This is a genomic window from Psychrobacter sp. ER1 (assembly GCF_048631835.1).
GTDB lineage: Bacteria > Pseudomonadota > Gammaproteobacteria > Pseudomonadales > Moraxellaceae > Psychrobacter.
This window is the reverse complement of sequence record NZ_CP184640.1, coordinates 1,448,401-1,461,450: the sequence shown is the minus strand read 5'-3', so window position 1 is coordinate 1,461,450 and position 13,050 is coordinate 1,448,401. Positions and strand designations below refer to the sequence as shown.

Sequence of the window (13,050 nt, the reverse complement as noted above, 5' to 3'; positions counted from 1 at the left end):
ATATTTAATCGTCAGACAGACGCTCGGGAGTGGTTTTATGAATAGATTTATTAATGAACATAATCTGATATCTGGCCGTGTGCTCTCGGCGATCGTGGTATTGCCGTTATCGTTAACGATTGCCGCTTGTAGTCAACCTAACTCCGCTGCTGCTGACTCAACACCAGCGACTGAGCCAACTGTTGCTACGCACACGGAGCAACCAACAGCTGAAATAATGCCAGTCAGCGCTCCTTCAGATACCCAATCAACTATCCTAAAAAACATCTCAGCCACCGTCTATAAAGATGCCAATTGTGGCTGCTGTAAAGAATGGGTCGGTTATGCCGAAGGTCATGGCCTAAACGCAACCGCACAGAATGTCGAAGACGTGTCCTTGTTTAAAGAGCGATACAGCGTACCGCAGCAAATGCGCTCTTGCCATACCACCGTCACTACTGATGGCTACGTATTTGAAGGTCATGTCCCTGCTAAGTATATGGCGCAGTTCCTAAAAACCCGCCAAGTGATGCGATCGGTCTTGCCGTACCGAGCATGCCAGTCGGTAGCCCAGGTATGGAATACCAAGATAAATTTATGCCATATAAAGTGATGCAGCTTAATAAAGATGGCTCAACAGCTATTTATGCAACTATTGACACACCGCAGCAGCAAATCTAGCTTGGTTGTCGTTTAAATCGCTTATCCAGCTCTATTAATAAGTGACCAAAGTCATAGACTTAGCTGATAAATACAGACTCAACTCTCACTTTATGGATATAAATCAGGTGAATTATTATGAACAAAACTATGCTTAACCGCAGGCGTTTTTTGACAGGATCTTCTACCTTGTTAGGGGCATCCATGCTGTCCACCCTACCGTCTATTGCCAATAGTGCGCTCGGTAAAGGCCAGCAGAATGTAGCCGTCAACAGTGATAAATCTGACCATATCGTACCTATCCTAACCGGTAATGAGTTTGAGCTGTATGTCAGCAAGAAGCTCGTTACTGTTAATGGCAAGTCGAGTATGGCGACGCTGATTAATGACTCGCTGCCAGCGCCAACGCTAAAGATGCGTGAAGGCGATACAGTAACCATTCGTGTTCATAACCAGATGAATGAGTCAACCTCTATCCATTGGCATGGCTTGCTCGTACCTTTTGAGATGGATGGCGTACCAGGTATCAGTTTCGATGGTATTCCTGCAAATAGCACCTTTACCTATAAATTCAAACTTAAACAATCAGGCACCTATTGGTATCACTCACACAGTGGTTTCCAAGAGCAAACCGGTATGCTTGGTGCTATCGTCATTGAACCCAAAGGCCGTGAGCGTCATCCAATCGAGGAAGACCATGTAATCGTGCTGAGTGATTGGACGCACCGCGATCCGCACAATCTCTTGAAGTTGCTCAAACAGCGCGCTGATTTTGATAACTATCATTTGCCGGATTTCAAAAAACTATTGTCTGATATTGCCGCAACAGATATGAAAACTGCGTTTGATAAGCGCAAAATGTGGAATCAGATGCGCATGATGCCGACGGATTTCACCGATCTATCTGGTGAGAAGACTTTTACGTATCTGATGAACGGTAAGACCACAGCCGCCAATTGGACACAGCTAGTGAAAGCGGGACAGCCCGTCAAACTACGCTTTATCAACGCCTCAGCACAGACGATATTTGATGTGCGTATACCGGGTCTCAAGATGACTGTGGTAGCAACAGATGGTATTGACGTCGCACCCGTTGCGATTGATGATTTCCGCATTGGCGTGGCTGAGACTTATGACGTCATTGTCACGCCTACTCAAGATGCACATACCATATTTGCCCAAAACATTGATCGTTCAGGCTATGTCGCGACCACGCTTGCAACCAAAAAAGGCGCTCGTGCTGCAATACCTGCTATGGATAAGATCGAATGGTTGACCATGGCCGATATGATGGGTGCGATGGGTGATAAAGGCTATAAAGCAAAGCATGCTAAGACCGAGTATGACTTCAAATCTGATATGCGTGTCGATAGTCCACGTATGAACCTCGATGATCCCGGTATTAATCTGCGCAATATCAATCGAGAGGTGCTGAATTATAGTCAGCTGCACTCTGTCGATGAGGCCATATTTGCAGAGCAGCGTAAGCCTACCCGAGAGATCGAGCTACATTTAACGGGTAACATGGAACGCTATATTTGGGCGTTGGATGGTGTCATGTTTAAGGATGCAACGCCTGTCAATATTAAGCCAAACGAGCGTGTGCGTATTACCTTAGTCAATGACACGATGATGAACCATCCGATGCACCTGCATGGTATGTGGAGCGACTTGCGCACGCCATCTGGAGACTTTCAAGTACGTAAACATACGATTGTAGTGCAGCCAGCGCAAAAGATTAGCTTCGATGTGACGGGAGAAGTTGGACGATGGGCATGGCACTGTCATCTGCTGTATCACATGGAAGCCGGTATGTTCAGAGAAGTTGCCGTCGTTTAACAAACCTTCGAATATGAGGCTTATTATGAAAATATCTAAGAAAAATCTGTCATTCATTGGTTTGTCATCGCTAGTCTTACTCACATCCTCTTTTGCAACAGCTGCTGAGATGTCGAGTATGGATCATAGTGGCATGGATATGTCTGATATGGACCACAGTGGCATGGATATGTCGGGCGATATGTCTGATATGGACCACAGCGGCATGGACATGTCAGGCGATATGTCTGGTATGGATCATAGCGGCATGGACATGTCAGGTGATATGTCTGATATGGACCATAGCGGCATGGATATGTCGGGCATGCAAGGTGGGCAGCCACCAGCCGATGCTCGCAGTCCAGACTATTCAAATGGGGTTCCTTACGGGCAGTATGGTAAGCCCATGATGATGGGCAGCATGCCATTATGGGGAGTCTCAGTAGACGATTTGGGTTATCAGTTTGATGAAGACCAAATCAACTTCGAGTCGACGGGTTGGTACGGTACTGATAGCAATCGCTTAAGACTACGTACCGAAGGTAGTGCTCAGACTAAAGATGATAAAGAAATCGATAGCTTGAGCTCGCTTGCTTATTGGAAACCACTAAGCATTTTCTGGAATGGTGAAGCTGGTGTCGCTTACGATACTGAAAACGATAACGCTGCCATAATGGCAGGTATTGTCGGTACCGCGCCTTATTTTATCGAAACGGATGCGAGAGCCTACTTATATACCGATGGTCAACTTCGTCTTGATTTGGGCGCAGAGTACGAATGGCGTTTGGATCAACATTGGGTTGTCATACCGGAGGTTGGACTGACAGCCTTTAGTAAAGATGACCATGATAATGGTATTACCAAGGGCTTTAATGAGATGGAAACTGAGGTCAGGCTGACTTACGAAACGTTCAATCGCCAGCTAGCCCCTTATGTGGGGGTTAGTTATGAGACAGCGCTTGGCAAGGCTCGTGGCCAACGACGTCAAGAAAATGAATCAGTTGATAGCAATAGTTTGACTGCGGGGTTAAATTCTGGTTTTAACTGTCTACCCATTTTAATTTAACAAAACAATGGAGGTCATATCATGGAAGCTGCTAAGCAAAAAAATATGAACCCTTATGTAAAATTTACCTTAATGATTCTGACATCGACTGTCATCATGTATATCATGATGTACTTCAATACCTACCAGTGGGATCACATTTACTTTAGTGAAACCCGAGCTTATATGGCGCTATACATGGGTGCCGGTATGGCAGTCGTCATGTTGGCATTTATGACCAATATGTATAAAAAGACCAAGGTCAATTTAATGATCTATGGTCTAAGTGTATTGATGTTTGCAGTTGGTATCTGGGGCGTTAGATCTCAAGCAACGGTCGACCAAGTCGATTGGATGCAGGCGATGATACCGCATCACTCGATTGCCATTCTCACCAGTAGCCGCGCTGATATTGAAGATCCGCGTGTACAAAAGCTTGCTGATGATATTATAAAAGCACAAAAGCGTGAAATCGCTGAGATGAAGCAGTTGATTGATGAGCTTGAATAAGAGAATGGTGTACCAGTGAACGCTGCGAAAAGCGATCACTTTTTTCTGCTCAGACGCTCAATGACCCAGCCTGCTAGTGGGAAAGACACCAACTGTGTCAGTGGAACAAGTATTATCGTTTCAATTAATACCACCACTGGCAGGCTTAATCCTTGGGTCACAGGCTTCAATAACGTCAATACGATTAGGAGCGTTGGATAAAGTCCGACATATCCTATCAATATGCGTATAAGTCTGTCTTTGGAATTCTGATTCATTGCCTACTACCTATTGATAAAACGATAAAAGAAAAACCTTTAAGCGACAAAAACAATAATTGTCGCTTAAAGATTGACTGTCTGTGAATATCCAACAAGTCACAAATTTATAAATGAAAATAAGGCCATTAGTATTAATGGCCTTATCTCAGTCACTGTTTATGTACTTTGCTATTCTTGATAGTAAGGATAATCACTATAGCCAACATCGGTACCACCATACATCGTGGTAGGATCTACTTCATTGAGTGGCCAATGATTGGCAATACGCTCTGGCAGATCAGGATTGGCGATAAAAGGACGACCAAACGCGAATAAATCACCGTAGCCTTTTTCTAAAATGTTCACAGCTTTTTGTACCGTGTACTTGCCAGCATAAATAATACGGCCTGAAAATTCTTCTCTGACTGCTTGATAAAAAGTGTCTGGTAAATCAGGCGCATTGTCCCAATCAGCTTCTGCAATGGACAAATAAGCGATGCCCGCTTGCTCAAGGACTTTAATCGCTTCAATATACGTATGATGGGGATCTGACTCTACCAAGCCTAAATACACGCGCGTCTCATCCGTACTCGCAAATAATGGCGCAAAGCGTACGCCTAAACGATCAGCACCCACCACATCACTGACAGCAGCGACGATTTCTTTTAAGAAGCGCAAACGATTGGTCAACGACCCACCATATTGATCATCACGGTGATTGGTGTGCTCAGAGATAAACTGATTGACCAAATAACCGTTAGCACAATGCAGCTCTACCCCATCAAAACCCGCCTCCAATGCATTGCGCGCAGCGGCCGCATACATACTTACCAGTTCACCAACTTCATCGGTACTTAGGGCACGCGGCGCGCCTGGATCGGCCAATGCACCTTCACCCGGACCTGTTTCAATAAATACTTTGACGTTATCAGCAGTAATATCAGACGGCCCTACCGGCTGAGCACCATTAGGCTGCAAGCTGGTGTGCGACACACGGCCTACGTGCCAAAGCTGAGCAAAAATAATACCGCCTTTGTCATGTACTGCTTGCGTGACTTTTTTCCAACCTTCAACTTGGGCTGGTGAATGAATACCTGGCGTCCAAGCATAACCTTGACCTCTTGGCTCAATCTGCGTACCTTCCGTCACCATAAAGCCTGCTGTCGCACGCTGTGCATAATAGCTGGCCATTAAGTCATTAGGGATATTGTCAGGTTGCGTGCTACGAGAGCGTGTCAATGGCGGCATGACGATGCGGTTTTTGAGCGTATAAGGCCCAAGTGCTACAGAGGAAAATAATGTCTTTGTATCTGGAATAGTTTGTGTCATAAGTGTCTCTTTTAAAGCAGCTGATGGCTTATTATTGAATGTATTGAGCCTGTTTTAATGCTTAATAGCTCATTTAGTGGCTACTTAAGCAATGTTGGTCAGCATAGCGTTTTGCAGGTACAATTAGAAACAACCGTTTCTTGTTTAAGATACAATTATTAATGGTATGAAATTATGAATGGTATGAATCGGCTCGATATCAAGCAACTTAGAGTATTGCAGGCGCTGCTTGATCTGAAAAACCTCTCACAAGTTGCACGTAAAATGGGGCTGACCCAACAAGCCATCAGTGAGCAGCTGCGTAAGTTGCGTGAGGTGTTTGATGATCGTTTGTTTATTCGTCAAGGCAATAGCATGGTGGCAACACCAAAAGCGCTATCGATGCAGCAACCTATTGACCATATATTAAAGCAGTTGGAAGATTTGTTAGAGCCAGAGATTTTTATGCCGCACACATACAAAGGCATATTTACGATTAGTGCGACTGACTATGCGACGCAAGCCTTATTACCGCAGTTGTTTAACATAACGCGACGCAACGCACCAGATTTGAAGTTAATCGTGCGCGACTTTGCCTCGGACAATATCAATCAGCTGATAGCAGCAGGTGAGCTTGATTTGTTGATTACCTTTCCTGAATTTATCCCAGATAACTTATCGTATGTGACTTTATTTGAAGAGCAGCATTTATGCGTGACAGGTTGTGAAAATACCTTTGCCACAGAGCCATTAACGCTGGCGCAAGTGGCTGCACACGCGCAGCTAGTCGTGTCACCCTCGCGTGCCAATTTACGTGGCTCTCATGATCAATGGTTTGCAGAAAAAGGTCTAAAACGAAATATTGTGATGTCGGTTCCTAGCTTTTCGGCTGTACCAGATATTTTGCACACCACTGACATGATTGCGTTTTATCCTTCGCGATTGTTGCCGAGCAGCAAGGTCAAAGAGCTTAAGGTTGAAGCGTTGCCCCCACTTTTAAAGTCATCGCGGCATGGCATCCACGTACCAACGACAGCGGCATACATCGTTGGTTGATTGAGCAGTTGAGAAATCTATAATAATTAACTTAGCTATAGCCAACTTTGAAACGACATCGAACATTTTTAAACTTGAACTTGACGGAAATAATGTAGTGGCAAAGTATGAATAATAAGAGACATTATCTCTTATTTTGATATGCCATTAATAATTGCTGTATTAATCTAAAACATCCTTTGAGTCTGAGATTCAAAGGATATTTTATTTTTGACAACCACGCTGAAACACCATGCATTAAATTTTTCAACACACCTAACCAAACTGAAAAGCTGACAACTGTGTTTTTAGCACTTGCTGGGAGTAAATCTTGTGCCCTTTGTCACATCCTGCTGCACCCACCGCTATCATAAGCGGTAACAAATGCTCCTCTGCCCCTAAAGGATGTGAGTCAAGCGCGTGAGGAGCATTTTTCCAATTGACCAATGCCGCAAGTCGTTTATCCGAATCTGCTAATTCCACAGTATTCGTTAGCCATTCATCAAAACGCTCTGATGGTTCAGTAAAGCTGGTATCGCCATAACCGCGCATATTATGAAAGCTCATGCCGCTACCGACGATTAGTACCCCTTCTGTACGCAGTGACGCCAGTGCTTGACCAGCAGCTATATGCGCTTGTGGGTCTAAATCATGACGCAAGGATAGCTGTACCACTGGAATATCCGCCTCAGGGAACATTAGCTTAAGCGGTATAAATACGCCATGATCAAACCCACGCTCCGCATCTTGTTTATTACCTACTCCTGCCTCTGTCAATAGACTACTGACTTGCTCCGCCAATGCTGGTGCGCCTGAGGCTGGATAAGTCAAACTGTAAGTATGTTCAGGAAAGCCATAATAATCATAAATGAGATCAGGTTGCTTACTAGCGGTGATACTAAATTCAGCTGTCTGCCAATGCGCACTAATGATTAAGATAGCCTTTGGTCGCTCAGGCAAACGAGCAGAAATGCTCTTTAAAAACGTTGCCATCTCATACCACGTATCCGCTGGTTGCCAATCCATGAAAAAGCACGGCCCTGCACCATGCGGTATAAACAATACAGGCTGGCTAACTGACTCATTAGATAGAAGTGTTATCATGGCTTTCCCCTTGTTGCTTTTCTTAAATGGCTCTTATTAAATAGCTTTATTCAGTAAAATTGAATAAAGCTATTTACAACTATAAAACCTATCCTAATTTTTCTGACAATACCTTATCCATACTGAAGGAACCGCCACCTTGGATGGCTAGAGCAAGCGAAGCCACCATCAATGTTAGCGCGTATTCATAACCGCCATTATCAGCAAATAGCCCATTGCTAATATGGACAGAAAAAATAGCCACTAACATGGTAAAGGCTGCGGCTAAAGCAGCTGGTCTGGTTAGCAAACCTAATACCAGAGCCAGACCACCAAAGAACTCAGCACCGCCTGCTAGTATCGCCATCAAGTAACCCGGCTCCATACCCATACTGCTTAACCATTGAGCCGTACCTGCTAGCCCATTACCACCAAACCAGCCAAATAATTTTTGGGCGCCATGGGCTGCCAGAATTAGGCCAACTGGTACACGAAGCACCAAGGCCGCTGCTCCGGCTTTTGATGTCAAAATAGTATCTAATAGTGATGATTTCATTGATGCTCACTCCATAACGTATGATTAAAATAAATAGTGTCGAAAATGATATAAGCACACTTTACTATCAACGCTATAAAAGAGTAAGCTCAGTTATATTGAATAATTATCAATATACTGTTTATAATGGATTTGATATCGAGAGAATTATAGGGACAGATATGGATAGAATCGATGCCATGCGCGCTTTTGTCGCGGTAGTGACAGAAGGTAGCTTTAGTAAAGCGGCTATTACGATGCAGCTCTCGCCGCAGCTAGTAAGCAAATATGTGGCAAAGCTAGAGGAGGAACTGCATACTCGCCTGCTCAACCGCACTACACGCAAAGTCAGTCTGACAGAAGCTGGCAGTCAATATTTTACGCATGCACAGCAGATTTTATTGAGTATTGATGAGATGGCATCGCAGTTAGGCGGCTTACAACAGCATCCCAAAGGCGTCTTGCGCATCAGTGCGCCCGTGTCCTTTGCCTTAAAGCATATGGCAAAACTCATCACTGATTTTCAGGAGCGCTATCCGTCAGTTACCGTTGATCTACAGTTGAGTGATCGAAAAGTGGATATCGTTGAAGAAGGCTTTGATATTGCCCTGCGTATCGGACAGCTCCAAAGCTCGTCACTTATCGCCAAGCAGATTGCTCCGATTCGCGTGGTATTATGCGCCTCGCCCGAGTACCTCAAAAATCATGGCACCCCCAAGCAACTTGAGGATTTAGAGTCGCATCGCTATTTGCATTATAGCTATATGAATGTAGAAACTAAGGGTCAAATCTACAAATACCTAAAGACCAAACAACTCAAAGAACGTAGCGTTTTTCATAGTAATAATGGCGACGTACTCGTTGAAGCAGCTATTGCAGGTGGAGGATTGATACTACAGCCGACTTTCATTGCTAGCGAAGCGTTGAGTACGGGCAAGTTGGTCGTAGTATTGCCAGAATATGAACCTAGCCCTTTAGGCTTGTATGCTGTCTATGCCCATAGAAAACTACTACCTCACAAAGTCAGATGCTTTATCGACTTTATGATCAACTACTATGGCACGCCGCCGTATTGGGATGAGAATATATAGCTTTAAACATAGAGACATAAAAAAGCCACGACACATTATGTATCGTGGCTTTCGGTTCAAGCAAACTTAAGCAAGCACTGATTTAATAATCAGATCCAACCTTCTTCTAATAGGTGCTCAGTATTGCTGATTTTAAAATTATTGCATAAGTCATAGAATGCCATTGGGTCTTCAACATTATCGAGCAACTCTCTTTTATGCAGTGCCACAAACAGCGCCAACGCATACGCTGCACTATGGATAGATTTTTTAGGATTAAAGGTAATATCAGTAAACCCTTGATATTGAATCACTTCCTCATGCAGCTGAGGGTTTTGCTTGAGCGCATTCACGTACAGCCAATCATAAAATGTCGTTAACGGCTCTACGCCCCATTCCATACCAAAGTAGTTGTAACCAATGAGCTCGCCCGAGGTCATCAATCGCTCATCTTTTCTGGCTTGTCTTGGCGCTACTGTTAGCAAATCTGTATAAGGACCACCATCTTCAAAAACCATACTGGCTTGAAAAGCATTTTCGACACTATATGGATTGCCATCATGCTCATCCGTAATCTGTAAGCTGAAAGGGCTTAGCGGAAAACTTAGCTTATTACCAGATTTACTAGACAGCTCGAGTACGTGCTTAAATCCATACTTTTTACGAATGACTTGTTGTAGGTCATTGATGGATTTTTTCTTTTGTCTGCTCGCAAATCCCACATGTCGCTCAAACATAACCATATCCGTTTTTACCAAATTGTCACTGTTGACTTTGGGCATGAATACGGGTCTTTGCTCTATCGTATTTGGTACTTCTTCCATAGTGATGTGCCTTAATATCAATGGTCTTGTATAAATGTTTTATGTTAACGGTGCTGATATCACCTGCTGTTGACAGCGTACTCTGTCATTGCTAGCCGTGTTTATTATTGGTGTTTTATTCGCTAGCAGCCAAATACAGTGAATTGATCGAGAGCTATCGAACCCTATCAGCGCTCGCTGGGCAGTTTATCTTATTATTAGTCATTTATCCTGCCCTATTTTAGAATTAATGCCGCCACACCTTCAACAATAAACCATAATCGAGCTATTTTAAGCTTAACAACGAATATAAGACGCTACTATAAACGGGTTTAAAAATATTCAAAGAAATACGCTTGACCTTACCATGATGTCAACCTATATGCTGTCACTGTAGATTTGAAAATAAGATTAAAAACAGAATTAAAAACGACAGAGGTTGTTATGAAAACAAAAAATACTAAAGCCCCTACTTATCATGAAGTACTGAGCATTGAAGGCATGAGTTGCGCGTCTTGTGTTGGGCGTATCGAAAAACAATTAAAAAATATTGAGCATGTTGAAAATGCCGAGGTAAACCTTGCCACTGAACAGGCGACTGTTTACTCATCTCAGCCTTTAGATGTAGCCCAGTTAAACAAAGCGGTAGAGCGCGCAGGTTATAAGGTGACTGAAACCAAGCCTATCGAGCTATCTATAGAAGGCATGAGCTGTGCCTCTTGCGTTGGACGAGTAGAAAAATCCTTGGCAAAAGTCGCTGGCGTGCAACAAGCTACTGTAAACCTTGCGACTGAACGCGCTTGGATTAAAGGCGATGCTCAAATACAAACGAGCGACTTAATTGAGGCCGTTAAAAAAGCGGGCTACGAGGCCAAACTGGTAGAACAAGATCAAAGTGATCGACAAGATAAAAAAGCCTCAGAGCAAAATCAGCTTAAACGAGATTTAGGGCTTTCTGCGCTGTTGTCACTGCCCGTATTCATTCTAGCAATGGGCTCGCATATGATTCCCGCCTTTCATATGTGGGTGGTGAATAACCTCGGCACCCAGCAAAGTTGGCTAATACAGTTTGTTTTGACCACATTGGTACTACTCTTTCCAGGCCGACGCTTTTATCAAAAAGGCGTGCCAGCCTTATTGCGTTTTGCGCCAGATATGAATTCGCTAGTGGCGATTGGTACTATCGCAGCGTATGGCTTTTCCCTCATAGCGACCTTTATCCCGCAAGCGTTACCTGAAGGCACGGTGCATGTCTATTACGAAGCCGCTGCCATGATTGTGAGCTTGATATTATTAGGTCGTTATTTTGAAGCAAAAGCCAAAGGTCGTACTTCTGGGGCCATTCAGCATTTAGTAGGCATGCAGGCAAAGACGGCCCGTATACAGCAAGATGGCAAAGTCAGTGAAGTCCCTGTAGAAGACGTCACTGCACAAATGATCGTTGAGATTCGTCCAGGCGAGCGTGTACCTATCGATGGCGAAGTCGTTGACGGCCATAGTTATATTGACGAATCTATGATTACTGGTGAACCTGTTCCTGTGAAAAAACAAGCCGGCGATCAAGTGGTCGGCGGTACTATCAATCAAAACGGTACCGTGAATATTCGAGCAACGGCCATTGGTGAAGATTCTGTATTAGCGCAAATCATTCGTATGGTAGAACAAGCCCAAGGCTCTAAATTACCGATTCAAGCATTGGTGGATAAAGTCACCATGTGGTTTGTACCAGCGGTGATGTTTTTATCAGCATTAACCTTTATAGTTTGGTTGATTTTTGGCCCTGACCCTGCTTTAACCTTTGGTTTAATCAATGCGGTTGCCGTGCTCATTGTAGCCTGCCCTTGTGCAATGGGATTGGCCACTCCCACCTCTATTATGGTCGGTACGGGTCGTGGTGCAGAATTGGGTGTGCTATTCCGTAAAGGTGAAGCGCTACAAATGCTTCAGGATGTGAGCGTGGTTGCCGTTGATAAAACAGGCACATTGACTGAAGGCAAACCTACCCTAACGGATTTCCAAGTCCAACAAGGGTTTGAGAAAGAACAGGTCTTACGTGTGATGGCATCGGTTGAAGCAAAGTCTGAGCATCCCATTGCCTTAGCCATTGTACAAGCCGCAGAACAACAGAATATTCAACTGCTACCTATCACTGACTTTGAGGCGATGACAGGTTTGGGTATTCAAGCAAACGTGGCAGGCCAAGTGATTCATATTGGCGCGGATCGTTATATGCAACAATTAGGGCTTGATGTCGCGCCTTTTGCACAAGATGCGCTATGTTTGGGGCAAGAAGGTAAAACCCCACTCTATGTCTCTATTGACCAGCAGTTGGCCGCTATCATTGCCGTTGCAGATCCTATCAAAGAGACGACTCATGCCGCCATCGCCGCACTACATCAGTTGGGCTTAAAAGTAGCCATGATTACAGGCGATAATCGCCATACAGCCCAAGCGATTGCCGCAACATTAAATATTGATCAGGTAGTAGCAGAAGTATTACCCGAAGGCAAAGTGGATGCAGTACGCCAGTTGCAAGAGCAATATGGCCGAGTGGCATTTGTTGGTGACGGTATCAATGATGCCCCTGCATTGGCTCAATCCGATGTTGGCTTGGCCATTGGTACAGGCACAGACGTGGCGATTGAGGCGGCTGAAGTGGTGCTAATGTCAGGAAGTCTGCAAGGCGTACCTACTGCAATTGCCTTGAGTAAAGCAACTATCAGTAATATAAGACAAAATCTGGCTTGGGCATTTATTTATAATGTTGCTTTGATTCCGATTGCTGCAGGTGTCTTGTATCCCGCCTTTGGTATCCTGCTCTCACCCATTTTTGCGGCAGGCGCAATGGCACTGTCTTCTGTTTTCGTATTGGGTAATGCGTTACGCCTAAAGTATTTCAAAGCAACTGTCATTACAGAGTGAATATAGAATCGTAAAGGATATCCATATAGGGTTTAAACATTAA

At 44.2% G+C, this 13,050-nt stretch carries 12 protein-coding genes; 7 read left to right on the top strand and 5 right to left on the bottom strand.

What is annotated here, in order from left to right; genetic code table 11:
• The first annotated feature begins 37 nt into the window (after nt 1–37).
• The 4 genes from ACOBWA_RS06640 (at nt 38) to ACOBWA_RS06625 (ending at nt 4,012) form a co-directional block, all read left to right on the top strand.
• Nucleotides 38–592, top strand: coding sequence for a DUF411 domain-containing protein (locus ACOBWA_RS06640; protein WP_420230578.1), 555 nt, complete (start codon nt 38–40; stop codon nt 590–592).
• A 185-nt stretch (nt 593–777) separates the two neighbouring features.
• Nucleotides 778–2,478 (top strand): copper resistance system multicopper oxidase, encoded by a 1,701-nt coding sequence (locus tag ACOBWA_RS06635; protein WP_420230577.1) that lies wholly within the window; start codon nt 778–780, stop codon nt 2,476–2,478.
• Nucleotides 2,479–2,503: 25 nt separating this feature from the next.
• The gene (locus ACOBWA_RS06630; RefSeq protein ID WP_420230576.1) at nt 2,504–3,523 is read left to right on the top strand and encodes a copper resistance protein B; all 1,020 of its coding nucleotides are present in this window, start codon (nt 2,504–2,506) and stop codon (nt 3,521–3,523) included.
• Nucleotides 3,524–3,544: 21 nt separating this feature from the next.
• Complete coding sequence (locus tag ACOBWA_RS06625) at nt 3,545–4,012, top strand: DUF305 domain-containing protein (RefSeq protein ID WP_420230575.1); 468 nt, start codon at nt 3,545–3,547, stop codon at nt 4,010–4,012.
• A 35-nt stretch (nt 4,013–4,047) separates the two neighbouring features.
• On the opposite strand, the gene ACOBWA_RS06620 is transcribed toward ACOBWA_RS06625, so the two are convergent.
• Entirely contained in the window at nt 4,048–4,269 is a 222-nt protein-coding gene (locus ACOBWA_RS06620) for a hypothetical protein (RefSeq protein ID WP_057760053.1), read from the bottom strand.
• A gap of 171 nt (nt 4,270–4,440) precedes the next feature.
• Nucleotides 4,441–5,568, bottom strand: coding sequence for an alkene reductase (locus ACOBWA_RS06615; RefSeq protein ID WP_420230736.1), 1,128 nt, complete (start codon nt 5,566–5,568; stop codon nt 4,441–4,443).
• Nucleotides 5,569–5,754: 186 nt separating this feature from the next.
• Here ACOBWA_RS06615 and ACOBWA_RS06610 point away from each other — a divergent pair, with 186 nt between their 5' ends.
• Nucleotides 5,755–6,615 carry a LysR family transcriptional regulator gene (locus tag ACOBWA_RS06610; protein WP_420230574.1) on the top strand — a complete coding sequence of 287 codons (861 nt, stop codon included), beginning with the start codon at nt 5,755–5,757 and terminating at the stop codon, nt 6,613–6,615.
• A 255-nt stretch (nt 6,616–6,870) separates the two neighbouring features.
• Here the strand turns inward: ACOBWA_RS06610 and ACOBWA_RS06605 are convergent, their stop codons facing one another.
• Both ACOBWA_RS06605 and ACOBWA_RS06600 read right to left on the bottom strand, forming a co-directional pair.
• Nucleotides 6,871–7,698 (bottom strand): DODA-type extradiol aromatic ring-opening family dioxygenase, encoded by an 828-nt coding sequence (locus ACOBWA_RS06605; RefSeq protein ID WP_420230573.1) that lies wholly within the window; start codon nt 7,696–7,698, stop codon nt 6,871–6,873.
• Between the two features lie 88 nt (nt 7,699–7,786).
• On the bottom strand, nt 7,787–8,233 hold the full coding sequence (locus ACOBWA_RS06600; protein WP_420230572.1) for a DoxX family protein: 447 nt from the start codon (nt 8,231–8,233) through the stop codon (nt 7,787–7,789).
• 161 nt (nt 8,234–8,394) lie between these two features.
• Between ACOBWA_RS06600 and ACOBWA_RS06595 the strand changes: the two genes are divergently transcribed.
• Nucleotides 8,395–9,303, top strand: a complete 909-nt coding sequence (locus ACOBWA_RS06595; RefSeq protein ID WP_420230571.1) for a LysR family transcriptional regulator — start codon at nt 8,395–8,397, stop codon at nt 9,301–9,303.
• Between the two features lie 89 nt (nt 9,304–9,392).
• Here the strand turns inward: ACOBWA_RS06595 and ACOBWA_RS06590 are convergent, their stop codons facing one another.
• A complete protein-coding gene (locus ACOBWA_RS06590) occupies nt 9,393–10,106 on the bottom strand; it encodes a DarT1-associated NADAR antitoxin family protein (RefSeq protein ID WP_420230570.1) in 714 nt (237 codons plus the stop codon).
• A gap of 423 nt (nt 10,107–10,529) precedes the next feature.
• Here ACOBWA_RS06590 and ACOBWA_RS06585 point away from each other — a divergent pair, with 423 nt between their 5' ends.
• A complete protein-coding gene (locus ACOBWA_RS06585; RefSeq protein ID WP_420230569.1) occupies nt 10,530–13,007 on the top strand; it encodes a heavy metal translocating P-type ATPase in 2,478 nt (825 codons plus the stop codon).
• Nucleotides 13,008–13,050 lie beyond the last annotated feature (43 nt).